We start from the raw sequence: 25,484 nt of genomic DNA on the forward strand, positions 1-25,484 counted from the left end.
ATTTTTGCCACACATACAAGAGAGAGATATGAAAATCGAGACGATTGCCGTACACGGCGGCTACAGCCCGGACCCGACGACCAAAGCCGTGGCGGTGCCGATTTACCAGACCACCTCCTACGCCTTCGACAGCACCCAGCACGGCGCCGACCTGTTCGACCTGAAGGTCGCCGGCAACATCTACACGCGGATCATGAATCCGACCCAGGACGTGCTGGAAAAGCGCGTGGCCGAAATGGAAGGCGGCATTGCGGCGCTGGCCATGGCGTCCGGCATGGCGGCGATCACTGCGGCGATCCAGACCATCGCCGAGGCCGGTGACAACATCGTCACCTCAAGCACGCTGTACGGCGGCACCTACAACCTGTTCGCGCACACCCTGCCGCAGTACGGTATCGAAGTCCGTTTCGCCGATTACCGCGATCCGGAAGCTTTCGAGAAGCTGATCGACGCCAAAACCAAGGCGGTTTTCTGCGAGTCGGTCGGCAACCCGCTGGGCAATGTCGTCGATTTCGAAAAGCTCGCCGAAGTCGCCCACAAGCACGGCGTGCCGGTCATCGTCGACAACACCGTGCCCTCGCCCTACCTGTGCCGGCCGTTCGAACACGGTGCCGACATTGTCGTGCATGCGCTGACCAAGTATCTCGGCGGCCACGGCAATAGCCTGGGCGGCATCATCGTCGATAGCGGCAAGTTCCCGTGGGCCGAGCACAAGGCCAAATTCAAACGCCTTAACGAGCCGGATGTGTCGTACCACGGCGTCGTCTACACCGAAGCGCTCGGTGCCGCTGCCTACATCGGCCGCGCCCGCGTTGTGCCGCTGCGAAACATGGGTGCCGCAATCAGCCCGTTCAACGCCTTCCTGATCCTGCAAGGCATCGAAACGCTGGCGCTGCGCATGGACCGGATCTGCGAAAACTCGCTGAAGATCGCCCAGTTCCTGCAGAACCATCCGAAATGCAGCTGGGTCAACTACGCCGGCCTGCCCGACCACAAGGACCACGCGCTGGTCCAGAAGTACATGGGCGGCCGCGCTTCCGGCATCCTGAACTTCGGCGTCAAGGGTGGGCGCGAAGGCGGCGGCAAATTCCAGGACGCGCTCAAGCTGGTCACCCGTCTGGTCAACATCGGCGACTGCAAGACTCTAGCCTGCCACCCGGCATCGACCACGCACCGCCAGCTGTCGCCGGAAGAACTGACCAAGGCCGGCGTGTCGGAAGACATGATCCGTCTGTCGGTCGGCATCGAGCATATCGACGATTTGATCGCCGATCTGGATCAGGCGCTGAACGCTGCCTGAAAAAACGACTGATAGTGAAAAAGCCGGCTTGTCCGGCTTTTTTGCTTAACGCAGCCCACCTTACGTGGGCTGCACCTCAAATTCGACAGCAGCATCTGTCTGCGGAGCCAAGCACCATGAACCAGAAACTCAGTCGTTACGACGACATTCCCCCCATCACCGCCAAGGATGGCTCCGAAATCCGCGAGTTGATGCATCCGCAAAAGCATGGCAATCAGGCGCAGAGTCTGGCCGAGGCCACCATTTTTTCCGGGCAGAAGACCTTGCTGCACCGGCACCACACCACAGAGGAGCTGTATCACGTCACGGCCGGTCAAGGGACGATGATTCTCGATGGGGAAAGTTTTTTCATCAGCGTCGGCGACACCATCCTGATTCCGCCCGGCACACCGCACGCAGTTCACAACACCTGGCCGGTACCACTGCGCCTGTTGTGTTGCTGCAGCCCGGCCTACGATCCGGCAGATACTGAAATTCTGGAATAGCCGGCCACTTGGCGCACTGTGGCCGGACTTTCTGCGCTTAGTCGGCCGCTTCGACCATCAGCCAGATCGAACGCCGGTCGCGGACTTGACCGCTCCCGGCGCTGAACGAACCAGCTTGCCGACTACTGGCTTCCCGCCCCACACCGCCGAGTTCGATCCATTCACCCAGCCGTCCGGAAACCATCGTGCTCAAGCGTTGAGCATCGATGGCAGCGCGCTGCCGGGCATCCTGCGTTTCGGCCTGCTGGCTGATATCCAGCGTGACTCGTTCGCCATTCAGCCGCGGGCTGGCGTAGAAACCACTGCCAATATCGCGATAGACCACGCCTTCATTGATCATCGCACCGCCCGGCCCGACAAGCACCTGGCGCATCGGTACCGGCACTGACTGACCCAGCTGGATGAATGCCCGCCCGCCTTCGATGGTCTGTACCCGCTGGGCGGTATTTTCGCCGCGCTGACTGCGCGTATCCCAAACGCGGCCCTCGACGTCGGTGCGGCGGGTACTCCCCAGCACCACCTGGCCACTGGCTTCCGCACCCCGTGCGCTGTCCTGGCTGCGCCGGTCGAGGCTGACGTGAATGATCAGGCGCCGGGCCGGCTTGTCGATGGCCGCTAGCGCCCGCTTGATATCGTCACGATTGCGTGGCGAGGCGCGCAGAAAGAGCTGGTTATTGACCCCGGTCAGCGTGCCGCCCGGCTCGACCAGCGGCAATAGCGCCGGCAGCACTTCATCGACCGTCCGGCTCTTCAGTTCAATGACTTCCATCTGCTGCGCCGTTGCCAGGCCCGCCGAACAGGCAAAAACGATGAATATTGCGGTCAACCAGGCTTTCAGCGCGTTTTTCATGGCAGTTTCCTCAAGGCGCGACGATATGTGGCTGGGCCAGATATTCGCGTGAATTCATTTCGGTCAGTCGACTGACTGTACGCTTGAATTCACTGGCCTGCGTGCCCTCGGTGTACAAATCCTCGGCTGCGCAGTCGGCAGTCGCGATCAGCTTGACCTTGTTGTCGTAGAACACATCGACCAGCCAGGTGAAACGACGTGCCTCTGAGGCCTGGTGCTGGGTCATCTTCGGAATGTGCGAGAGCAGCACGGTGTGATAGGCGCGGGAGATTTCCAGGTAGTCGTTCTGCGAACGCGGACCGCCGCACAGCGTCCGGAAATCGAACCAGATCACGCCGTGACCACGACGCACGGTCTCGATGTCGCGTCCGAGAATTTCGATGTGGCCGCCAGCCTCGCCGTCTTCACCCGCCACCATCCTGAAGTAGTCGAGCATCTTTTTCTCGGCAGCCTGATCGGCCGGAAAATGGAAAATCTCGACCTGTTCGAGCGCCCGTAAGCGATAGTCGATACCGGCTTCGACCTCGAACACGTCGAGGTATTTTTTCAGCAGGGCGATGGTCGGCAGAAAACTTTCGCGGTGCAGGCCATTTGGGTAGAGCATGTCCGGCGGGTAGTTGGAGGTCATCACGACAATCACACCATTCTTGAACAGCCCTTCCATCAGGCGACCGAGAATCATTGCATCGGCGATGTCGGAAACGTGGAATTCGTCGAAGCACAACAGCCGGACATCCTTGGCGATGTCGGCAGCCAGTTTGAGCATCGGATCGGGCTCGCCCTTGTACTTCTCCAGATCACGATGAATCTGCTGCATGAACGAATGAAAATGCAGCCGCTTCTTGCGCCGATACGGCACGGAGTCGTAGAAGCAGTCCATCAGGAAGCTCTTGCCACGTCCGACACCACCCCAGAAATACACGCCCTTGGGTGGTTTGGGCGGCGACAGCAGGCGTTTGAACGTATTTTTGCGGTCAACCTTGAAATAGAGCAAATTCGTGTAGAGGGATTGCAACGCCGACGCAGCGGTCAGCTGTGCGGCATCGGCAATGTAGCCGCGCATGTCGAGCAGGTTCTTGTAGGCGTCGAGCATGCCCTGGGCGGCAACGTTCAGTTTTCTATGGGGCATTTCCTGGGGGCATCGTTATTGGAATGATTGGCTATTTTGCCAAATAAAAAGGCGGGTGCGTTACCGCAACCCGCCCGATTTGACGCTGTGACGTCTTATACGTCAGCGTCGATGTGCTTAGAAGTGCAGCGCGCGCTTGTCGCAGGCCAGGGCCGCTTCGTGCACCGCTTCCGACAGGGTCGGATGGGCGTGGCAGATACGGGCCAGGTCTTCGGAAGCACCACCGAACTCCATCGCCACAACGGATTCGGCGATCAGTTCGGAAGCATTGACACCGATGATGTGCACACCAAGGATGCGGTCGGTCTGCGCGCAAGCCAGCATCTTGACGAAGCCGTTCGGTTCGCCCATGCCCAGCGCACGGCCATTGGCCATGAATGGCATTTTGCCAACCTTGTAGGCAACGCCTTCGGCTTTCAATTGCTGCTCGGTCTTGCCGACCCAGGCGATTTCCGGCGCGGTGTAGATGACCCAGGGAATGGTGTCGAAATTGCAGTGACCAGCCTGGCCGGCCATCAATTCGGCAACCATGACGCCCTCTTCCGACGCCTTGTGGGCCAGCATCGGACCACGGACCACGTCACCGATGGCCCAGACGCCCGGCAAATTGGTCTTGCAATGGCCGTCGACCGCAACAAAGCCGCGTTCGTCCAGTTGCAGGCCAACCGCTTCGGCATTCAGACCGTCGGTGTTCGGCACGCGGCCGATGGAGACGATCAGGCGATCGGCTTCCAGCTTCTGTTCCTTGCCATCCTTGTCGGCGTAGGCAATCGAAACGCCCTTCTTGCTGACCTTGATGTCGCCAATCTTGACGCTCATCTGGATGTTCAGACCCTGCTTGGTCAGCAGCTTGTGCGCTTCCTTGGCCACGTCCTGATCGGCGGCAGCCAGGAAATCCGGCATGGCTTCGAGGATGGTGACTTCGGCACCGACGCGACGCCAGACCGAACCCATTTCCAGACCGATGACGCCAGCGCCGATGATGGCCAGCTTCTTCGGCACAGATTCCTGATTCAGGGCGCCTTCGTTATCGAGCACGATCTTCTGGTCGACCGGCACATTCGGCAAATGACGCGCCTTGGAACCGGTAGCCACGATGACCTGCTTGGCCAGCACTTCTTCTTCGCCAACCTTGACCTTCCAGAACTCGCCTTCCTTGCCGACGAAAGAACCGTGGCCGGCCAGGAAGGTGACCTTGTTCTTCTTCAGCAAGCCCTTGATGCCGGCGGTCAGTTGATTGACCACGCCATCCTTGCGGCCCTTCATGACGGCCACGTCGATGCTCGGCTTGCCGATCTTGATGCCCTGGGCTTCAAAGCTGTGACCCGCTTCTTCAAACAGATGCGAGGTATGGAGCAAGGCCTTGGACGGGATGCAGCCCACATTCAGGCAGGTGCCGCCGAGGCGCGGCTCGCCCTTTGGGTCGGCATAGGGATTGGATTCGGCACAGGCGGCCGAAAAACCGAGTTGCGAGGCGCGAATGGCGGCTACATAACCGCCGGGACCACCACCGATGACGAGTACGTCGAATTGCTTGGACATGAATATCCTTTCAGATTTCAGATGTGCAAAAGCGCCAGCCCTCTTGGACGAGGAACTGGCGCCGGCGCAGGATGATTAAACGCCGAGCAGCAGGCGTGACGGATCTTCCAGGGCTTCCTTCATGGTCACCAGACCGAGAACGGCTTCACGGCCGTCAATGATGCGGTGATCGTAGGACATGGCCAGATAGTTCATCGGACGCACAACCACTTGACCGTTTTCAACCATCGCACGGTCCTTGGTGGCATGAATGCCGAGGATCGCAGATTGCGGCGGATTGATGATCGGGGTGGACATCATGGAACCGAAGATGCCGCCGTTGGAGATCGAGAAGGTACCGCCAGTCAGGTCTTCGATGGTCAGCTTGCCATCCTTGGCCTTGACACCGAATTCGGCAATCTTCTTCTCGATGTCGGCAATAGACATCTGGTCGGCGTTGCGGATGATCGGCACGACCAGGCCACGCGGCGAACCGACAGCGATACCGATGTCGATATAGCCGTGGTAAACGACGTCGTTACCATCAACCGAAGCGTTCAGGATCGGGAATTTCTGCAGGGCAGCACACGCAGCCTTGACGAAGAAACCCATGAAGCCCAGACGAACGCCATGAGTCTTCTCGAACTTCTCGCCGTACTGCTTGCGCAGCGCCATGACCGGCGCCATGTTGACTTCGTTGAACGTGGTCAGAATGGCGTTGGTGGCTTGCGATTGCAGCAAACGCTCAGCAATCCGGGCCCGCAGGCGGGACATCGGCACGCGCTCTTCGGTACGATCGCCCAAAGCAACACCGGTCGGCGGCACTGGCAGGGAAGCGGTCGACTTGGCTGCAACCACCGGACCGGCAGCAGGCTTGGCCTGGGCACCAACAGCGTCTTCCTTGGTCACACGACCACCACGACCGGAGCCGGCGACGTCAGCTGCCGCGATACCCTTTTCGTCGAGGATCTTGCGGGCCGACGGGCTGGCCGTACCAGCCGGTGCAGCAGCAGCCGGCGCCGGGGCTGCAGCAGGTGCAGCGGCCTTCGGTGCAGCAGCGGCAGCGGCCGGCGCAACAGCGCCAGCGGTTGCAGCAGTGTCGATACGGGCAATCATTTCGCCGGAAACGACAGTCTCGCCATCGCCCTTGACGATTTCAACCAAAACGCCTGCACCCGGCGACGGGACTTCGAGAACGACCTTGTCGGTTTCGATATCGATCAGGATTTCGTCGCGAGCGACGGCTTCACCAATTTTCTTTTTCCAGGATGCGAGCGTGCCTTCGGCGACGGACTCGGAAAGCTGGGGAACTTGAACTTCGATAATGCTCATAGTGACTCCACTCTGCTTTAGTTATCAGTACTCGATCTTGCCCAGCGCGGACTCGATCAGTGCCTTTTGTTGCTCGTTGTGCTTGGCCAGGTAGCCAACCGCCGGCGACGAGGAAGCCGGACGGGACACCAGCAGCATCTTCTGTTTGCTGCCGAGTTGCGTATCGAGGTGATGACGCGAGGCAATCCAGTACCAGGCACCCTGATTACGCGGTTCTTCCTGGGTCCAGACCACTTCGGTTGCCTTCGGATACTTTGCCAGTTCCTGCTCCAGCGACTCCTTCGGGAAAGGATAGAGCTGCTCAAGACGAACGATGGCGATATCGTCGATTTTCTTCTCGCGACGGGCATTGATCAGATCGTAATAGACCTTGCCGCAGCACAGGACAACGCGTTTGACCTTCTTGGCATCAATCGGATCAACTTCGCCAATCACCCGCTGGAACTCGCCATTAGCCAGTTCTTCGAGCGACGAAGCAGCATCCTTGTGACGCAGCAGTGACTTCGGCGACATGACGATCAGCGGCTTGCGCTGCATGCGGACGGCCTGACGGCGCAGCATATGGAAGACCTGGGCTGCCGTGGTCGGCACGCAAACTTCCATGTTCATCTCGGCACAGAGCTGCATGAAACGCTCCGGACGAGCCGAAGAGTGCTCCGGTCCCTGACCTTCATAGCCATGCGGCAACAGCATGACCAGACCACAAGCACGACCCCACTTGGCTTCACCAGAGGCGATGAACTGGTCGATCACGACCTGGGCACCGTTGGCGAAGTCGCCGAACTGGCCTTCCCAAACGACCAATTCGTAGGGATTTGCCGTGGCATAGCCATAATCGAAGGCCAAAACGGCTTCTTCGGACAAAACGGAATCGTAGCACTGGAAACCAGCCTGTTTTTCCTGCAGGTTCTTCAGTGGGTGATAGGTACCGACATCCCAGCTGGTCCGGTTCTGATCATGGAACGCGGCATGGCGGTGGAAGAAAGTACCGCGACCGACGTCTTCACCGGAGATACGCACGCCGTAACCGGAAACCAGCAGCGAAGCGTAGGCCAGATTTTCAGCCATACCCCAGTCGACCGGCAGTTTGCCCTCGCCCATGGCGGCGCGATCTTCGACGATCTTCTTGACGCGAGAATGCAGCGTGAAACCTTCCGGCAGCGCCGTGAGGCATTTCGACAAGCGCTGCAATTCCTTGACCGGCACCGTCGTATCGCAGGTTTCGATGTAATTCTTCGCCAGGAACGGTGTCCAGTCGATCATGTTTGGATGCTTGTAGCCAGCCAGCACCGGGTTGTACAGCAACTCGCCCTTGTCAAGGTGAGCGCGATACTCGGCAATCATCTGGTCCGGGCCATCTGCCGGCAACGAACCTTCGGCAATCAACTTGTCACCATACAGCTTGCGGGTACCCGGGTGCTTGCTGATGATCTTGTACATCAGCGGCTGGGTAACCATCGGCTCGTCCTGCTCGTTGTGACCGAGTTTGCGGAAGCAGATGATGTCGATCACGACATCCTTGGCGTATTTCTGACGATATTCGACAGCAATCTGGGTAACCAGTGCAACCGCTTCCGGATCGTCGCCATTGACGTGGAAAATCGGCGCATCGACCATCTTGAAGATGTCGGTACAGTAGTGACCGGTACGGTAATCGCGCGGGTCGGAGGTGGTGAAGCCAACCTGATTGTTGACCACGATATGCAGCGTACCACCCGTACCATAACCACGAGTCTGCGCGAAATTCAGCATCTCCTGATTGACACCCTGGCCAGCCACGGCTGAGTCGCCGTGGATGATGACCGGCATGACCTTGGCCTTGCTACCTTCACCACGACGTACCTGGCGTGCATACACCGAGCCTTCGACCACCGGGTTAACGATTTCGAGGTGGGATGGGTTGAAAGCCAGCGTCAGGTGGCAAGGGCCTCCCGGCGTGGACACATCGGACGAGAAGCCCATGTGGTACTTGACGTCACCAGCCGACAAATCACTCTTTTTCTTGCCTTCGAACTCGGCAAACAGCATGGACGGAGCCTTGCCCAGCGTATTGACCAGAACGTTCAAACGGCCACGGTGCGCCATGCCGACCACGACTTCGTCGATGCCCAGCGAACCACCGGAACGGATTGCCTCATCCATCGCAACGATCAGGGATTCGCCGCCCTCGAGGGAAAAGCGTTTCTGACCGACATACTTGGTATGCAGATAGCGTTCCAGCGTTTCTGCTGCGGTCAACCGCTCCAGAATGCGTTTTTTCTGCTCGACGTTATAAGTCGGACGCGAACGAATACTTTCGAGGCGCTCTTGCAACCAGCGCTTCTCGTTGTAATCGGTCATGTACATGTACTCGACACCAATCGTGCCGCAGTAGGTTTGCTTCAGTGTTTCGAGAATGTCACTGAACTTGGCATTTTCCGGCAAGCCCTTGAGCGAACCAACGTTGAATGTCTGATTCAGGTCGGCATCGGTGAAACCATAAAACGACGGGTCCAGTTCGTCCAGCTTTGGTCGTGGCACGCGCTTGAGCGGGTCCAGATCAGCCCAACGGGTACCCAACGAGCGATACGCAGTAACCAGTTGGCCGACCGCCGATTGCTTTTTGTGTTCGGTCGACGACGAAGCCGGTGCTGCCGGACGGAAACCGCCATCCTTGGCCAGTTCAGCGAAGGCAGCAACCACCGGAGCGTGCGCCACATCGCGTGCCACGAAACCGGGCATCTGGGACAGGTGATCAAAATAATCGCGCCATTCCGCCGGAACGGAGGTCGGATCATTCAGATAGTTCTCATACACTTCTTCGACGAAAGGCGCATTACCGCCAAAATAAAGCGTGCTGTCGAATTTTTCATTCATCGTAGTCATAGGCGTCCCCACCAAGGGTATTTATTTCATGTCAGCACAGAAAGCAGCTGACAATTCTCCGCATGTAAAAAAGGGCGGCCCCACGGCCGCCCAGATTTTCTCTTAGCCGCGTTGAGCCAGCGGTACAACATTGCGTTTCGCTGCACCCATGTAAAGCTGGCGCGGACGACCGATCTTGTACTCGGGATCGGAAATCATTTCTTCCCACTGCGTCATCCAGCCGACCGTACGGGCCAGTGCGAAGATACAGGTGAACATTTCGGTCGGAATGCCGATGGCTTTCTGAACGATGCCGGAGTAGAAGTCCACATTCGGGTAGAGCTTCTTCTCGACGAAGTACGGATCTTCCAGAGCGATCTTTTCCAGTTCCATTGCCAGCTTGAACAGACGATCATTTTCCAGGCCAAGTTCGCCCAGAACGTCGTTGCACACCTTGCGCATCAGCTTGGCGCGCGGATCGAAGTTCTTGTAAACGCGGTGACCGAAGCCCATCAGCTTGAAGGAATCGTTCTTGTCCTTGGCACGCTTGATGTACTCGCCGACGCGCGAAACGTCGCCGATTTCTTCCAGCATCTGCAGGCAGGCTTCGTTTGCACCACCGTGCGCGGGGCCCCACAGACAGGCGATACCGGCAGAGATGCAGGCGAACGGATTGGCACCCGACGAACCGGCCAGACGGACGGTCGAGGTGGAAGCGTTCTGCTCGTGATCGGCGTGCAACGTGAAAATGGTGTCCAGTGCATTGACCAGAACCGGGTTCGGCTTGTACTTCTCGCACGGCGTACCGAACATCATCTGCATGAAGTTGGCGGTGTAATCCAGGCTGTTGTCCGGGTACATGAAGGGCAGACCCTTGTTGTACTTGTAGGCCATGGCGACGATAGTCGGCAGCTTGGCTACCAGACGATTGAAGCTGATGCTGCGATGCTCGGCATCGGAGTAATCCATCGCTTCATGGTAGAACGCCGACAGGGCACCGACAACACCGACCATGACAGCCATCGGATGCGCATCACGACGGAAACCATTGAAGAAACGGGTCAGTTGATCATGCACCATCGTGTGATTCTTGATGGTGGTTTCAAAATTGGTTTTTTGGGAAGCATTCGGCAGTTCGCCGTTCTTCAGCAGGTAAGCCACTTCAAGGAAGTTGCAATTTTCGGCAAGCTGCTCAATGGGGTAGCCGCGATACAGCAGCTCACCCTTGTCACCATCGATGAAGGTGATGGTGGACTTGCAACTGGCAGTCGACAGGAAGCCAGAATCGTAGGTGAACAGGCCGGTTTTAGCACCCAGCGTACGAATATCGACACAGTCGTTGCCGTGCGTCGGGGACATAATCGAAAAATCGACGGGAGCTTGCCCTTCAATCGCCAATGTTGCCTTGCGTTCGGTCGTCATGTTTTCTTCCCTTTACAGGTATTGGTTATCACTGCATTGCCAAAAAACGGTTAACGTTACAAAGTTAATTCGCCAACCTTACTGAACACTTACGTAATTTTTCGACGATGGGCACGAAGTGCGCCTCGTCATCATTGCACTCTTCCTTGCCACTGATCAGATACCAAAGATCGTGGTCTTCCAATGCCACCAGTTCTACGAACGCCACCTGCTCGTCCTCGGTCAATTGATCGAATCCATCATCCAGGAAACGCGTCAAGGTGATGTCGAGTTCCAGCAAGGCACGCCGTATACAACGCCAGCGCAGGCGTTCGTAGTCCTGGCGTTCCATCAGACGGCGCGACGAACCATCATGTCCTTGATCTTGCCGATAGCCTTGGTCGGGTTCAAACCCTTCGGGCACACGTCAACACAGTTCATGATGCTATGACAACGGAACAGACGATACGGGTCTTCGAGGTTATCGAGACGCTCGTTGGTCGCCTGATCGCGCGTATCTGCGATGAAACGGTAAGCCGCCAGCAAACCAGCCGGGCCGACAAACTTGTCCGGATTCCACCAGAACGACGGACAGGAGGTCGAACAGCAGGCACACAGGATGCATTCGTAAAGACCATTCAGTTCTTCACGATCTTCCGGCGACTGCAGGCGCTCGCGCTCCGGCAGCGGATCGTTGTTGATCAGGTAGGGCTTGATCGAGTGGTACTGCTTGAAGAACTGCGTCATATCGACGATCAGGTCGCGAATGACTGGCAAACCGGGCAGCGGACGCAACACGATTGGCTGCTTCAGGCTGTCGATGTCGGTCAGGCAGGCCAGACCGTTCTTGCCGTTGATGTTCATTGCATCCGAACCACAGACGCCTTCACGGCAGGAACGGCGATAAGACAGCGTGTCGTCCTTGGCCTTCAACTTGGTCAGGGCATCCAGCAGCTTGCGGTCAGTCGGCTCGAGCTCGACCGAGATGTCCTGCATGTAAGGCGCGTCATCCTTGTCCGGATCGTAACGATAGATGCTGAATTGAACCATGCGTTTGCTCATTTTCAACTCCAATTAGTACGAGCGCGTCTTGAGCGCGACAGGCTCGACGGTCAGGGGTTGCATGTTCACCGGCTTGTAGCAGATCGAGTTATCAACCGGCGAGAACAGCGTATGCTTCAGCCATTCCTTGTCGTTACGGCCATTCGGGAACTCGGCGGTATCCGGGGCATCGTCACGGACGTGCGCACCGCGGGATTCCTTGCGGGCTTCGGCGGAAATCATCGTGGCCTTGGCGACTTCGATCAGGTTTTCCATTTCGAGCGCTTCGGTGCGGGCCGTATTCCAGGCCATGGACTTGTCCTTGATTTCCAGCTCGCGGGCAGCCTTTTCGACTTCGAGAATCTTTTCGACGCCCTGCTTCAGCATGTCGCCGAAACGGAACACGCCAGCGTGATCCTGCATCGTGCGCTGCATGGCCAGACGGGTCTCGTGCACGTTGGCACCGCCCTTGCGGTTGTCGATGGCAGAGATACGGGCCAGCGACTTGTCGGCAGCGTCCTTCGGCAGTTCGCGATGTGCGCGGCCAGCCTTCAGGTCTTCCACAGCGGAATCACCAGCCGACTTGCCGAAGACCAGCAGATCGAGCAGCGAGTTGGTACCCAGGCGATTGGCACCGTGCACCGAAGCACAAGCACATTCACCACCGGCGTAGAAGCCCGGCACGACAGCATTCATGTCACCGCCCTGCGGCATCACGACACGACCGGAGTAGTGGGTCGGAATACCGCCCATCTGATAGTGACAGGTCGGCACGACCGGCAGCGGCTCTTTCAGGCAATCGACACCAGCGAACTGGATACCGATTTCATGAATACCCGGCAGGCGCTTCATAATGGTGGCCGGGTCGAGGTGGGTGATATCGAGCAGGACGTAGTCCTTGTTGACACCACAACCGCGACCTTCCTTGATTTCAGTGGCCATGGCGCGTGAAACCACGTCACGCGACGCCAGATCCTTGGCGTTCGGTGCGTAGCGCTCCATGAAGCGTTCCTTGCTGGAATTACGCAGGATGCCGCCTTCGCCGCGCACACCTTCGGTAATCAGCACGCCGGCACCGGCTACGCCGGTCGGGTGGAACTGCCAGAATTCCATATCTTCGAGCGGGATACCAGCGCGTGCCGCCATACCCAGACCGTCACCGGTATTGATGAAGGCATTGGTCGAAGAGTAGAAAATACGACCGGCACCGCCGGTGGCGAAAATCGTCGCCCGGCTGTGGAAGATGACGACCTGGCCGGTTTCCATTTCCATCGCGGTAACGCCGAGGACATGACCTTCTTCGTCGCGGATCAGGTCCAGCGCCATCCATTCAACGAAGAACTGGGTGTTGGCCTTGACGTTGCGCTGGTACATCGCGTGCAACATGGCGTGACCGGTACGGTCAGCGGCAGCACAGGAACGACGCACCGGCTTTTCGCCAAAGTTCGACATGTGGCCGCCGAACGGACGCTGATAGATTTTTCCGTCATCGGTACGGTCGAACGGCATGCCGTAGTGTTCGAGCTCGACGACCACTTCGTTGGCCTTCTTGCACATGAACTCGATCGCATCCTGGTCACCGAGCCAGTCGGAACCTTTGACGGTATCGTACATGTGCCACGTCCAATGATCTTCCTCGGAATTACCGAGGGACGCAGCAACACCGCCCTGCGCCGCAACCGTGTGCGAGCGGGTAGGAAAAACTTTGGAGAGCACGGCGGTTTTCAGGCCGGCTTCGGACAATTGGATTGCGGAACGCAGACCGGCGCCACCAGCACCGACGATAACCGCATCAAACTTGAGAACAGGAATACTCACGCTTACAGCCTCCAGAGAATCGCAGCAGCCCATGCGGTGTAACCCACCAACAGGGAAACGGTGACAACGTGCAGCGTCAGGCGCAGACCGGTCGGCTTGACGTAGTCCATCCAGATGTCACGCACGCCAATCCAGGCGTGATAGAACAGGCTGACGAAGAACAGGAAGGTGAAGAACTTGATGACACCATTGGCAAAAACCCCCTGCCAGGCATCAAAAGTCCCCGGACGCACAATCAACAACACCGCAGCAATCAAGACCGAATAAACAGCCATGATGACGGCGGTGGCACGCTGCGCAATCCAGTCCTTGAGGCCGTAATGGGCACCGACAACGATACGGTTGATCACAGCAGAACCCCCCACAGGATCAGGGTCAGCGGAATGCTGACCGCAAACACAACCGCCGCAGACTTGCCAGCGGCTTCCTTCTCGATCCCGACATGCAAATCAAGCAACAGGAAGCGGATACCAGCACAAAAGTGATGCACAAAAGCCCAGAGCAGGCCGGCAAAAATCACTTTTACTGGCAACATACTGGCCAGCGACTGGAAGGAAGCAAAGCTTTCAGGGGACTCCAGGCTGGCACCGAAGAGCCAGAGCATTACCGGAAAGCAGAGAAACAAGCCGGCACCGCTCACGCGATGCAGAATTGAAACCTTGCCAGGCAATGGCAACCTGATGGTCGTCAAGTCCAAATTTTTTGGACGTTTCTTCTTAATGGACATTTCTGCCATGAACGTCATCCCTCGCGTAAGAGTGCGGATTACCGCTTGTACGTGGTTTGAAAAGAGCCATAATTATACAGCTAAAACCCGGCCACAAAGCGCCTTCTGGCGTGCTTTGAAGATATTCTGACCAACAAAATTCCCGGCTAGCCAAGATCGTTTCTGTAATAGTGGTTTCTTGTGCAATACAGACCGCGACGCCACTCAACCGGCTTGTTGCCATAAGTGTAAGCAGTACGCTCCACCAGCAACAAAGGCTCGCCGGGCACCACGCCGAGCATACTGGCGCTCTCGGCATCGGCAGCCAAGGCACGCAAATGCTCCTCTGCACTGATCATGCGTACGCCGAAATCGCTTTCAAAAAGACTATAGAGCGAACGCTCTCCACCCCGCAGGGCCTCAAGGGTCAAACCATCAAAAAGATCGCCCAGCAAATAAATCTGATCAAAAACCACTGGCTCCCCGGCAAAGCGCAGCAGACGCTTTACATGCACCACCGGATCTCCCGGCTGCAAACCCAGCGCCAACGCAACCTCCGCCGAGGCAGCAACACGCTGGCAAAAGAACGGGTCGCTGACAGAAGGAACCGCCACACCATCATCTGGCAACAAACGCAAAAAACGGTAAAACGAGCGCGGGTCGTTATGTGTGGAAACAAATGTTCCCTTGCCCTGCCGACGAACCAGCATGTTCTCGGCGGCCATTTCGTCGATCGCCTTGCGCACGGTCCCCTGACTCACATTGAAACGCTGTGCCAACTCTCCCTCACTGGGAATGGCATCACCCGGCCCCCACTCACCTCGCTCGAGGCTGGCGATCAAAAAATCCTTGATCTGACGATAGAGGGGGCTGAAGGTTGGTGCGCTTGCACGCGCGGCAGGACGATTTGGATCACGGCTCATGGCGGGAGATTTCAGCATATTTCACCAATAGCGTCCACGAAAAGTTGTCTTATATAAGACACATGATGAATTGACAGCGAAACGCCGAACTTCTAACATCTCCAGTCTCCAGTGCCGACTGACGCAAGCTCAAGAAAAATGGCCGGCATTCGAGCCAAATTGAACAATTCAATCACGCTGTTTAAATCCAGGAGCGACATATGTCCAAAGCCCCCATGCGCGTAGCAATTACCGGCGCCGCCGGCCAGATCGGTTATAGCCTGCTGTTCCGCATTGCCTCCGGCGAAATGCTCGGCAAAGACCAGCCGGTCATTCTGCAATTGCTCGACCTGCCGCAAGCCCAGAAGGCTGTGCAGGGCGTCATGATGGAACTCGACGACTGCGCCTTCCCGCTGCTCGCCGGCATGGTCGCTACCGATGATCCGAACGTCGCCTTCAAGGACGCCGACGTCTGCTTGCTGGTTGGCGCCCGTCCGCGCGGCCCCGGCATGGAACGTGCCGACCTGCTGACCGCCAACGGCGCGATCTTCACGGTTCAGGGCAAGGCCATTGCTGAAAACGCCAAGGAAGACGTCAAGGTTCTGGTCGTCGGCAACCCGTGCAACACCAACGCCTACATCGCCCGTTCTGCCGCGATCAAGGTTGGCCGCACCAACCCGAACAACTACCACGGCATGCTGCGTCTCGACCACAACCGCGCGCTGACCCAACTGGCCCAGAAGGCCGGCCGTCCGGTCTCGTCGCTGAAGCAACTGGTCGTCTGGGGCAACCATTCGCCGTCGATGTACGCCGACTACCGCTTCGTTACCTCCAACGGCGACAACGTCAAGAACATCATCAACGACGCCACCTGGAACAACGACACCTTCCTGCCGACCGTCGGCAAGCGCGGCGCCGCCATCATCGACGCCCGTGGCCTGTCGTCCGCTGCTTCGGCCGCCAACGCTGCCATCGACCACATCCGCGACTGGCACCTCGGCTCGACCGAGTGGGTCACGATGGGTATCCCGGCACCGGCCGACAACGGCTACGGCATTCCGGAAGGCTTGGTCTTCGGCCTGCCTTGCGAATGCAAGAACGGCACCTTCACGCTGATCAAGGGCCTGGAAATCGACGAATACTCCAAGGGCAAGATCGCGATCACCCTGAAGGAACTGGAAGACGAGCGCGCTGCTGTTGCCAGCATGCTGTAATCCAGTTTCAGCACTTAGCTGATTCAAAAGGCCGCGGTAAAATACCGCGGCCTTTTTCATTTCAGATGACCGGAATTTGCTTCATTTTTACGGTCGACCGCAAAAAACTCATTTTTCTTCGCCCCACTGCTGCCATGCGCCATCCCAGAAATATTCTCTTTGCCGGCGAAAAGCCCTTCCCCATCCTGCCAGCCGTCGACCATTACGCCGGCTCGGAAAAGCTGATGCGGAAAGCGCTGCAATTGCAGAAAGAACTCGGGCCGATCTTCGACATCACCTGCGATTGCGAAGATGGCGCCCACGCCGGCGCCGAGCGCGAGCACGCCGAAATGGCTGCTGCCGTGATCATGTCGGATGACAACCTGTTCAACCGGGTCGGTGCCCGCGTGCATGACATCACACATCCGCACTGGCAGCAGGACATGGAAATCCTCGTTCGCATTGCCGGTAGCCGCCTGCCATTCATCACGCTACCGAAACCCTGTTGCGCCAGCGATGTTCAGGTGCAGATCGAAGCTTTGCGCGAAATCGAGAAAAAATACGGCGTCGACCGCAGAATTCCGGTGCATGTACTGATCGAAACCCACGGCGCATTGCGCGAAGTCTGGGAAATCGCCGCATTACCCGGCGTCGAGTCGCTCGATTTCGGCCTGATGGATTTCGTCTCCGGTCACCACGGCGCGATTCCCGGCAGTGCGATGAAGAGCCCCGGCCAGTTCGACCATCCGCTGGTTGCCCGCGCAAAGTGCGAGATCAGCGCCGCCGCGCTGGCCTGTGGTGTCGTCCCGGCACACAACGTGACGACCGAACTGAAGGACATCGAATACATCCGCAACGACGCGCTGCGCGCCCGCAGCGAGTTCGGCTACCTGCGCATGTGGAGCATCCATCCGAACCAGATCGTGCCCATCGTCGAAGCGATGCGCCCGGACTTTTCCGAAGTCCAGGCTGCGGCCGAAATCCTGATCGCCGCACAGGACAAGGACTGGGGACCGATCCAGCACGCCGGCAAACTGCACGACCGCGCCTCCTACCGCTATTACTGGGAATTGCTCGACCGCGCCCACGTTACCGGCATGGACATCCCGACACAGGCCAAGGAACGCTTTTTTGCCTGATTTCGATGAAAATATTGCGGTCGACCGCAATATTCCAGCGTTTTTGCCGGACGACGCGCCGCTGACCATCCTGTATCGAGACGCGCACATCGTCGTCATCGACAAGCCGGCCAACCTGCTGGTCCATCGCTCGGAAATCGACCGTCACGAAACGCGCTTCGCCATCCAGATCCTGCGTGATCAGATCGGCCAGAAAGTCTGGCCGGCACACCGGCTGGATCGCGGCACTTCCGGCGTCCTGCTGTTCGGCCTCAGTCCGGAAATAGCCAGCCTGCTTGGTCGACAATTCGAGGCCGGTACCGTGGAAAAACGCTACCTTGCCGTCGTGCGCGGCCATCCGCCGCTATCTGGCAGCATCGACCACGCGCTGAGTCGCCAGCGCGACGCCTATGAATTCCAGGGCGAACACAGCAGCCAGGAAGCGCAGCCGGCACTGACCCGCTATCGCCGGCTGGCCAGCATCGAATTGCCGTTTGCGGTCGACCGCTATCCGAGCAGTCGTTACGCCCTGCTCAAACTGGAACCCGTCACCGGCCGGCGGCATCAGTTGCGCCGTCACCTCAAGCACATCGCCCACCCGATCATCGGCGATGCAACTTATGGCAAAGGACGACATAACCGCTTCTTTGCCGAACAACTCGATTGCCATCGCCTGCTACTGGCCTGTACGCACCTGAACTTTACCCATCCGGTAACGCAACTGAATCTTGCGGTCGACGCGCCGCTGACCGGCAAATTCGCCGGCCTGCTGACGCGTTTTGGCTGGTCGCCCGATCAATAACCGATCGAGTTTTCCAGCATTTCCATCCGCTTCAGGTCGTTTTCCAGATCGACCATGTCCTGCCCCAGCGCATCGCGCGCTGAAACCATGCCGACTGGAACGCCATCATCGTCAACCACCGGAACATGCCGGAAGCCGCCTTCGGCCATCATCTGCAGCGCATGGGCCAACGGTTTGCCAGCACGAATCGTCAGCGGGTTGGCCACCATGACCTGAGACAGCGGCGTGCTATCCGGATCAAGAGATGGAGCAACCACCTTGTTCAGCACATCGCGCTCGGTAAAAATACCGGTAATCGCAGCCCCTTTGATAATCAGCAAAGCACCGATTTTGTTCTCTGCCATCAAGCGGCAAGCAGCTCGCACGGTCATCTCCTGAGTTGCGGTAATCAGGGGCCGCGCAGCAATAATGTCGCGAATCATCCTTCTAGGCATGGTTTGTCTCCTTATAGGTTGTGTGTCCTGCAGGCATATATTGGGTTTTTATGCGGTCGACCGCAACAGGGACAGAAAAAAACCCCAGAGAGACAAATCAATACCCGAAAAATCAGGGTTTCAGTTCGTAGACCACGCGTACCCGCGCATCGGCTCGCGACAGCTCGACAAAACCGATCCCCCCGGGCCGGGTCGCCACCCATTTCAGGACCTCATCGGTGGAGCTCAAGCGCGGCGGTGCCTGCATGCGTCCGGTAAAGACCTGACGCGACCAGTATGCATTGATTTCAGACAAATCCTTGCCGACCAACTGTTTGTAAAACTGCACACGCTGCGGATGCATATCTTCCAGATCAACCGGTAGGGCTTCCAGGCCATTGAAAAACTGGCGGTTTCGGCCAAAGAAAATATTGATTACATCGCTACGCGTCATCGCGGCGACACCGCTGCGGGCGTTGACCACCACAACCAGATCGGCCAGCGCCGGTCCGGCGATAAGGCCGCCCAGGCAAAACAGGAGAAGTCGCAGAAATCGGCGGCTCATGGCATCAGAAAACGAAATCCATGCTCAGAGAAAACACATCCATCCGGCCATCCCAGTTCGGACGATCATCCCGCCGATATGGGAACAACGAGGAAGAACTTCCCTGCACCCTGTCCCACTGTGCCTTCAGCGCCACATTGCGGGCCACATCCCAGCGCATACCGAGGAAGCGCGTGTTTTGTTCCGAATGGGCATCCTGCATGACATAAGCCGTCACCGCATCGGCCAGCGGGTCACCCGTCACCGGTTTTTCCCGCGCTTTCGAGCGCACCCAGGAATAACCGACGTAGGGCGTTACTTGCCCCGTGCGATAGCCGATCAGTGCATACCCACCGTCAGAATCTTCCAGTGTCCTGGTGCCCTGCCGAATATGATTGAGCATCAGTTGCGCCTGCCAAGGACCTCGGTCATAGACCACACCCAGCGAGTAATAATGCGTTCTGGTGCCTTTTGCGGCGAGGAAGCGCTGCTGATCGGCGGTCAAATCATAGTTGCTTTCCTGCTTGAGCACGCGGGCAATCGGCAGATCGCGCTTGAAGCGGATATTGGCGTAACTTGCCCGCAGTTGCCAGGCACCCGCTTGATACTCAAGGTATCCGCCCTGCATCGGCGAGGCTTTGATTTCCCACTGCTCATCGGCTAGCGGTATCTTGCCGCGCGACAATCCGTAAAAAACCTTGCCACGAACGATGCCCTCGCCGGCCGGAACACTCAATGCGACATCTGCGCCATGAATGCTGTAGAAAGGCAGATACCAGAAAAAATCGCCAGGCGGGCGAACGGTCAGGAAGGAATATCCCACCCAACGCGAATCGGCCTGCATGAAAAACTCGGTCCCCAGACGCCCGGCACGCAAACTGAGATTGGGCGCCGGTTCATATTTGACGAAGGCCCAAGCCATTTCCGGCTTGAAGCTGCGGTCATAGCGGTAGCGACTGATCCCTTGCGCCACGACCTGCCATTTCGGTGCGATCCGCCAATTGGCCTGCAGGCCGATAACACTGTCCGTCTTGGCGGTCCATTCGTTCGTGGCGCCCCTCGCCTGCGAAAGATCGCGGACGAATTCCACATCATCCGTATCGCTGCGCACCGCCCCCAGCGTCCCGAATCCCTGCACGGAGAATGACGGATCGGCATCGGCCAACGCCTGCGCAGAAAAAAACAGGCCGACCAACAAAGCAGGAAAAAGACATCCGAGCCATCCGGCTAAGGAATGTCTGGCACAACGGGGAGTAGAAGGCATGCCTGGCGTTGAATCAAGAACCCCGACGCTGCGTCGGGGTGTTTGCATTTCAAAAAGCCGCTCCTGCGGCCTGTCGACCGCAAGATGGCAGGAGTGAACCTCAGCCCTGAAGGATCTCCGGCAAGGCAATTTTTTGCTCCGTACTGAACTGATAATCCTTGAAGATATGTTCCGCACTGAGCATCTGGTAGCTACCGTCACCCAGTTTGTTGGTCGTATCCTTGAGACGATAAGTCAGTTGGCCGCAAGTCCAGATTTCAAAGTTGCGCATGTGCGTGCACAGACAGGTCTTGTCCATCACCTTGACCTTGCGCGCTTCCGGGTGCAGGGCCACTTCACGGTTGTACGACGAGATGTAGGCGCACTTGCCGTTGGCGTCGAGCAGGTAACCATACGCCTCGCAATTCGGACGGATACCGTCGCCAATACCGGGGCTGGACTTGATCATGCGCATCGGGTAGCCGGTGGGCGAAATCTGGTTGACCTCGATATCGTCTTCGCTGGCCTTGAAGTATTCCTGCTTGGCTTCGTCCGGCAGACCGCATTCGCTGGCCACGGTAAAGCGCGTTGCCACTTGTACGGCAGCAGCACCGGCTTCGAGAAATTGTGCCGCGTCTGTGCCGGTGAAGATGCCACCGGCCGGGATGACCGGAATATCGAGCTGCTCGGTTTTCAGGAACTGCATCACTTCGGCCACGATGGTGGCCAGATCGTACTGCGCCCAATCCATGCCGAAACCCAGGTGGCCACCAGCCAGCGGACCTTCGACAACGATGAAATCAGGCAGACGGTTGGTCCGCGCACTTTTCTTCAGGAACAACTGCAGCGCACGAACAGAGGAAACGATGATGCCCAGTTTGGCATCGCGGAAACGCGGGTGATCCTCGATCAAGCCGAAGGAACCGAGGTGCAGGCCGGCGGCCAGCGTAATGCCATCAATCCCGGCATCCAGCGCAGCCGACATGCGAACCTTGAGGGTTTCGCGCGGCGCGTTCATCGTCAGCTTTTCCATGCAGTTGATGAACACCATGCCGCTACCCTGCTTGCGCGCCATCGTTGCTTCGACGTGCAGCCGGGTGGCCTCTTCGAGGCGGCCAAGATTGAACTTGACTGACGATTTGTCCTCGTTGAGAACGTTGTACTTGTACAGCGCAAGCTTTTCCTTGACGTGCTTGGTCTCGTAACGGCGGTCGGAAACGGTATTGATCATCGCATCCGAAATATGCCCGACCCCCCCGAGCCGTGCGGCCTCCAATGCCAGATCGGCTGTCGAAATATCGACGCCCATGCCACCAATCATGATCGGAACCAGCTCATGCTTGCCCAGACGCAAGCGAAAATCATCCACGCGCTTCATCATTATCCTTAGGAAATCAGCCGGACCACAGTCTCACTCCTTGTCCAGCCAAGCCTGCGATTTTACGCCAATGTCCCCCCTCCTGCGCGCCAGCATGGGATAAATCAAATGCCGGTGCCTTCAGGCTTGGTAAAGTTGCGACGTTTCCATCCCCCGAATACGAGAAAAACATGTCCCTTGCACGCCATCCACTGTGGCTGGTCGGCTTCCGTCCATTTTTTCTGCTCGCCTGCCTGGCCGGCGCACTGTTGCCACTGATCTGGGCGCTGATTTTTTCCGGCGTGGGGTTGTTGACCGCAAGTCCGGTCGATGCACTGCGCTGGCACGCCCACGAAATGTTCTTCGGTTTCGGCTGGGCGGTACTCGGCGGCTTCCTGCTGACCTCGACCAAGAACTGGGTGAACATCCGCGGCCACCACGGCGACGCGCTCGCCTTTCTCGCCGCTGCCTGGCTGTTCGAACGCCTCGGCATGGCCTTTGGCGGCAGTTGGCCGACGGCGCTGTTCCTGCTGTCGAACAACCTCTTCCTCGGCAGCATTATCACCATGCTGCTATGGACGCTGATCCGCTACCGCGCACAGGACAGCTACCGCGACAATGTCTTCTTCATCGTGCTGCTGCCGGCCTTCATCGTTGCCAAGCAATTGATGCTACACGGTGACTTCGCCGCTGGCAGCGACATGGTGCTGGCGCTCTTCCGCCTCGCCTTTCTGGTCATGCTCGAACGCACGCTGACGCCGTTCATGAAGGGCGCCTTCCAGGTGGAAATCCTGCGACAGCCGCGGCTGGACATGCCGATCAAGCTACTCGGCCTGGTCCTGGTCGCCGGCTTCCTGCTGCCGGCCGAACTGACCGGCGCTTTGTCGCTGGCACTGGCGCTACTGCTGCTGGTCCGCTTCGTTTTCTGGAAACCGCAACTGGCGTTCCGCCGCATCGACATCGGCATCATGTACGTCGGCTACCTGGCCATCGTCGGCCAGTTGCTGACCGTGGCGCTGGTGCAGGTGGCCGATCCCGGCTGGGTCGGCTCAGTACCGATCCACTTGTTCACCTTCGGCGCGATGGGCTGCATCATCCCGGCGATGATCGTGCGCATCGCCAACGGCCACACCGGCAGAAAAGTCGTGTTTTCGCCGGTCGACCGCGGAATCCTGTACATCATGCTGGCCGCGCTGGTGATCCGCATCGTCATCCCGCAATTCGCGCCCGGCCTGTACCTGGCCTGCATCCACGCCGCTGCAACTTGCTGGCTGCTGGCCTTCGGCCTGCTCGGCTGGCGCTACATCCCGATTCTGCTGAAACCGCGCATCGACGGCCGCGAACATTAAACCGGCAATCAGACCGACGCATCCGAGGCCGCCCAAAGCATCGCCTCGCTATAGTGATGCCACACCTCGGCGGGTTCAAGACCGAGGTGTTCGCACAACAACAGTCCCTGCTTGAGCTTGCCAGCCTCAATGGCCAAAGCCAGCTTCAAATAGTCGCCATAAGGTGATGCTCTGCTCAGCAAAGCCGATACCACTTTCTTGGGCAAGTTCATCCGCGAAATCGCTGTTTCCACAGGCATCCTGAGCAAACTATCCAGCAAGGAAAACAAACCGACCAAAAACAATTCACCCGCCATTTGCGGATCCGAGCGGGGAGCCAGGCTCTCCAGAAATGAGGCGCGGCTCAAGGCAAGCACCATCAGCGTCTCATCGCGCCGGCTTTGTTGATCGAGCCGGAACATCGCCAGCGCCAGCCAGCGATAAACCACATCCCGCCCAAGCACCAGAATGACGTCATCCAGCGTTGCCACCTGCCGGGACAAGCCGGACATCGGCGAATTGGCCATGGCGATCAATTTCAGAACCACACCGGGATCGCGTTTGGCCACTGCCGCAATTTCATGATTGGGCGCATCCCGACGCAACAAGTTGAGCATTTCCACGACCACCAGCCGACTTTCGGAAATCTGGCCTGTCTGCTCCGTCTCATCCGGCGTCGTGGTGAATGGGCCGGCACACAAGGCAACGCCCAATGACTGCAGAAAACGCGATTCGCTCCAGGTGCCAACCCCATCGACGGCCAGCATGGCTTGTGGACTAGCCTGGCGAATGTTCCGGATCAACAACTCAAAGCTGGAAAGTTGCGCCCCTGCAATATCGAGAAAAATCAGGCCAGAAAACGTCCGCGGCTCGGCCAGGCGGCTATGGAAAGTCTGGTTGATTGCCAGTTGGCCGCCCGCTGCACAAATCTCGGCGGCAAACTCCAGCCCCGCTGCAGCATTGAACTCGGCCGAACCGGATGCTTCGGCCAGCAGGAAAAATGTATTGCCGGAAATGAAAGAACGGAAATCAGCAGCCCGCCATTGCTCAGGCGTCAGCGGGATCAATACTTTGCAACGGGCGCTCAGGCGCCCCACATTTTCCTTGCTCAGGGCATCCAGCAACACGCTGCCGGCGACCGTTTCCTCACCACCCAACGCCACCGGGCGCAAGTAATAGCCCGCAATGCGCTCAGACCCGTCAAGCATTTCCTTCCAGGAGAGCGCGACGCTACGCGGCGGTGTTTCAAGCACGGCTGCAAGCGGCGGCGCTTGCTCCAGCACCGGTGAAGGTAGCGACGCCTCCTTCTGAAACACACCAAAAATACGCTGTAAAAATCCCATGAAATGCCTCGCCACCGGTATTTTCCTTGAATGACTCATGACAATACCTTGATTGGCAGCCGCTGAAAACTTGCTCAACGTATTTCATCGGACAAGCACCTGCCGGCATAGCGACCTATCCGCCTGGCTCCGGTTTCACGCCTGCATCACCTCGTGATATGTCGGCATGTTGTATCTCGTTGACGGGGCAACCATGTCGGACTTGCCAACCAAAGTGCGATACGAATCCGGCAGACTGTTGTCGAACGCCTGAAGGCTTGACAACAACTGCTCGTCAGACAGTCCTTTGGCTTTTCCTTCCTGGAAAATCCCGACTCTCTGTCTGGTTACGTCCATCAGCATCTTTTGGTATTTATCGGCAACGGACCCGCTGAGTATTTCGCCGGTCGATTTGACGACAAAAGGATAGGATCGCCCGTCAATATCCAGGCCATCAGGACGGTAGACGTTGTATTCCAGGCGCGAGACATCCTTTGGCAATCCCATGGCTGCCCCATCGCCAAATGAAAAATAATCCAGTGCGGCCATCGGCATGCCGCCATTCACAGCATCATTGCCTTTTTGTACCGGGTTATTCAAAACAGTTGTGCCTGATGCAGGCGCGGATGTTTTTTCTTCGCCGGTTTTCTGCGCGTGGCTCAATTTCTCGGCAAATGACGACGCAGCCGGATTGGCCGAAGTCTTGATGCGTGAATTCATCAATTCACTGAAAAATTTCGATCCATTGCTGTTGATGCTCAAGGTCATGCTTACTCTCCCGACAAGGTTGGATTCCGGCTGCTTGCAGCAAATCACAGCAAGTTACAGGCCACAT

The 25,484-nt window shown here is 57.9% G+C and carries 25 protein-coding genes; 6 read left to right on the forward strand and 19 right to left on the reverse strand.

The features are described 5' to 3' along the window. The first annotated feature begins 28 nt into the window (after nt 1–28). Complete coding sequence (locus RCI20_RS00900; RefSeq protein WP_306602582.1) at nt 29–1,300, forward strand: bifunctional O-acetylhomoserine aminocarboxypropyltransferase/cysteine synthase; 1,272 nt, start codon at nt 29–31, stop codon at nt 1,298–1,300. A gap of 116 nt (nt 1,301–1,416) precedes the next feature. After that, nucleotides 1,417–1,785: a cupin domain-containing protein gene (locus RCI20_RS00905; RefSeq protein WP_306602583.1), complete on the forward strand. Its 369-nt coding sequence runs from the start codon at nt 1,417–1,419 to the stop codon at nt 1,783–1,785. A 37-nt stretch (nt 1,786–1,822) separates the two neighbouring features. On the opposite strand, the gene RCI20_RS00910 is transcribed toward RCI20_RS00905, so the two are convergent. The 12 genes from RCI20_RS00910 to RCI20_RS00965 all read right to left on the reverse strand — a co-directional run bounded on the left by RCI20_RS00910 (nt 1,823) and on the right by RCI20_RS00965 (nt 15,368). Next, nucleotides 1,823–2,635, reverse strand: a complete 813-nt coding sequence (locus tag RCI20_RS00910) for a secretin N-terminal domain-containing protein (protein WP_306602584.1) — start codon at nt 2,633–2,635, stop codon at nt 1,823–1,825. A gap of 10 nt (nt 2,636–2,645) precedes the next feature. Beyond that, nucleotides 2,646–3,764 carry a cell division protein ZapE gene (zapE, locus tag RCI20_RS00915; protein ID WP_306602585.1) on the reverse strand — a complete coding sequence of 373 codons (1,119 nt, stop codon included), beginning with the start codon at nt 3,762–3,764 and terminating at the stop codon, nt 2,646–2,648. Nucleotides 3,765–3,881: 117 nt separating this feature from the next. Then, entirely contained in the window at nt 3,882–5,306 is a 1,425-nt protein-coding gene (gene lpdA / locus RCI20_RS00920) for a dihydrolipoyl dehydrogenase (protein WP_306602586.1), read from the reverse strand. A gap of 75 nt (nt 5,307–5,381) precedes the next feature. Then, nucleotides 5,382–6,617, reverse strand: a complete 1,236-nt coding sequence (gene odhB, locus RCI20_RS00925; protein WP_306602587.1) for a 2-oxoglutarate dehydrogenase complex dihydrolipoyllysine-residue succinyltransferase — start codon at nt 6,615–6,617, stop codon at nt 5,382–5,384. A gap of 24 nt (nt 6,618–6,641) precedes the next feature. Continuing rightward, a complete protein-coding gene (locus RCI20_RS00930) occupies nt 6,642–9,482 on the reverse strand; it encodes a 2-oxoglutarate dehydrogenase E1 component (protein ID WP_373691446.1) in 2,841 nt (946 codons plus the stop codon). 102 nt (nt 9,483–9,584) lie between these two features. Then, nucleotides 9,585–10,883: a citrate synthase gene (gene gltA / locus RCI20_RS00935; protein ID WP_306602588.1), complete on the reverse strand. Its 1,299-nt coding sequence runs from the start codon at nt 10,881–10,883 to the stop codon at nt 9,585–9,587. A gap of 64 nt (nt 10,884–10,947) precedes the next feature. Beyond that, on the reverse strand, nt 10,948–11,214 hold the full coding sequence (locus RCI20_RS00940; protein WP_306602589.1) for a succinate dehydrogenase assembly factor 2: 267 nt from the start codon (nt 11,212–11,214) through the stop codon (nt 10,948–10,950). Next, nucleotides 11,214–11,924, reverse strand: a complete 711-nt coding sequence (locus tag RCI20_RS00945) for a succinate dehydrogenase iron-sulfur subunit (RefSeq protein WP_306602590.1) — start codon at nt 11,922–11,924, stop codon at nt 11,214–11,216. Before RCI20_RS00945 ends, RCI20_RS00940 begins: the two co-directional genes overlap by 1 nt. Before the next feature lie 12 nt (nt 11,925–11,936). Continuing rightward, complete coding sequence (gene sdhA, locus RCI20_RS00950; RefSeq protein ID WP_306602591.1) at nt 11,937–13,754, reverse strand: succinate dehydrogenase flavoprotein subunit; 1,818 nt, start codon at nt 13,752–13,754, stop codon at nt 11,937–11,939. Beyond that, nucleotides 13,724–14,071, reverse strand: coding sequence for a succinate dehydrogenase, hydrophobic membrane anchor protein (gene sdhD / locus RCI20_RS00955; RefSeq protein WP_306602592.1), 348 nt, complete (start codon nt 14,069–14,071; stop codon nt 13,724–13,726). The genes sdhA and sdhD overlap by 31 nt, the downstream gene beginning before the upstream one ends. After that, on the reverse strand, nt 14,068–14,457 hold the full coding sequence (gene sdhC, locus RCI20_RS00960) for a succinate dehydrogenase, cytochrome b556 subunit (protein WP_306602593.1): 390 nt from the start codon (nt 14,455–14,457) through the stop codon (nt 14,068–14,070). The genes sdhD and sdhC overlap by 4 nt, the downstream gene beginning before the upstream one ends. Before the next feature lie 137 nt (nt 14,458–14,594). After that, nucleotides 14,595–15,368 (reverse strand): GntR family transcriptional regulator, encoded by a 774-nt coding sequence (locus RCI20_RS00965; protein ID WP_306602594.1) that lies wholly within the window; start codon nt 15,366–15,368, stop codon nt 14,595–14,597. Between the two features lie 182 nt (nt 15,369–15,550). On the opposite strand from RCI20_RS00965, the gene RCI20_RS00970 reads away from it, so the two are divergent. After that, nucleotides 15,551–16,543 (forward strand): malate dehydrogenase, encoded by a 993-nt coding sequence (locus tag RCI20_RS00970; RefSeq protein ID WP_306602595.1) that lies wholly within the window; start codon nt 15,551–15,553, stop codon nt 16,541–16,543. A gap of 56 nt (nt 16,544–16,599) precedes the next feature. Here RCI20_RS00970 and RCI20_RS00975 read toward each other — a convergent pair whose 3' ends face one another. Continuing rightward, nucleotides 16,600–16,746: a hypothetical protein gene (locus RCI20_RS00975; protein ID WP_306602694.1), complete on the reverse strand. Its 147-nt coding sequence runs from the start codon at nt 16,744–16,746 to the stop codon at nt 16,600–16,602. Between RCI20_RS00975 and RCI20_RS00980 the strand changes: the two genes are divergently transcribed. Then, complete coding sequence (locus RCI20_RS00980) at nt 16,678–17,661, forward strand: CoA ester lyase (RefSeq protein ID WP_306602597.1); 984 nt, start codon at nt 16,678–16,680, stop codon at nt 17,659–17,661. The two genes, RCI20_RS00975 and RCI20_RS00980, sit on opposite strands and share 69 nt — an antisense overlap. Before the next feature lie 61 nt (nt 17,662–17,722). Next, a complete protein-coding gene (locus RCI20_RS00985) occupies nt 17,723–18,442 on the forward strand; it encodes a tRNA pseudouridine(65) synthase TruC (protein ID WP_373691448.1) in 720 nt (239 codons plus the stop codon). Here the strand turns inward: RCI20_RS00985 and RCI20_RS00990 are convergent. From RCI20_RS00990 to RCI20_RS01005, 4 genes are all read right to left on the reverse strand, one after another. Beyond that, nucleotides 18,436–18,876, reverse strand: coding sequence for a cyclic nucleotide-binding/CBS domain-containing protein (locus RCI20_RS00990; protein ID WP_306602598.1), 441 nt, complete (start codon nt 18,874–18,876; stop codon nt 18,436–18,438). The genes RCI20_RS00985 and RCI20_RS00990 overlap by 7 nt on opposite strands. 112 nt (nt 18,877–18,988) lie before the next feature. Next, nucleotides 18,989–19,420: a hypothetical protein gene (locus RCI20_RS00995; protein WP_306602599.1), complete on the reverse strand. Its 432-nt coding sequence runs from the start codon at nt 19,418–19,420 to the stop codon at nt 18,989–18,991. Nucleotides 19,421–19,424: 4 nt separating this feature from the next. After that, the gene (locus tag RCI20_RS01000; RefSeq protein ID WP_306602600.1) at nt 19,425–20,594 is read right to left on the reverse strand and encodes a hypothetical protein; all 1,170 of its coding nucleotides are present in this window, start codon (nt 20,592–20,594) and stop codon (nt 19,425–19,427) included. Between the two features lie 169 nt (nt 20,595–20,763). Next, the gene (locus RCI20_RS01005) at nt 20,764–22,020 is read right to left on the reverse strand and encodes a nitronate monooxygenase (RefSeq protein WP_306602691.1); all 1,257 of its coding nucleotides are present in this window, start codon (nt 22,018–22,020) and stop codon (nt 20,764–20,766) included. 170 nt (nt 22,021–22,190) lie between these two features. Here RCI20_RS01005 and RCI20_RS01010 point away from each other — a divergent pair, with 170 nt between their 5' ends. Then, nucleotides 22,191–23,348: an NnrS family protein gene (locus tag RCI20_RS01010; protein ID WP_306602601.1), complete on the forward strand. Its 1,158-nt coding sequence runs from the start codon at nt 22,191–22,193 to the stop codon at nt 23,346–23,348. 8 nt (nt 23,349–23,356) lie between these two features. On the opposite strand, the gene RCI20_RS01015 is transcribed toward RCI20_RS01010, so the two are convergent. Further along, the gene (locus RCI20_RS01015) at nt 23,357–24,670 is read right to left on the reverse strand and encodes an EAL and HDOD domain-containing protein (RefSeq protein ID WP_306602602.1); all 1,314 of its coding nucleotides are present in this window, start codon (nt 24,668–24,670) and stop codon (nt 23,357–23,359) included. Nucleotides 24,671–24,805: 135 nt separating this feature from the next. Beyond that, nucleotides 24,806–25,417: a hypothetical protein gene (locus RCI20_RS01020; protein ID WP_306602603.1), complete on the reverse strand. Its 612-nt coding sequence runs from the start codon at nt 25,415–25,417 to the stop codon at nt 24,806–24,808. Between the last annotated feature and the right edge of the window lie 67 nt (nt 25,418–25,484).

The sequence above is a fragment of the Azonexus sp. genome (genome assembly GCF_030824335.1).
Lineage (GTDB): Bacteria > Pseudomonadota > Gammaproteobacteria > Burkholderiales > Rhodocyclaceae > Azonexus.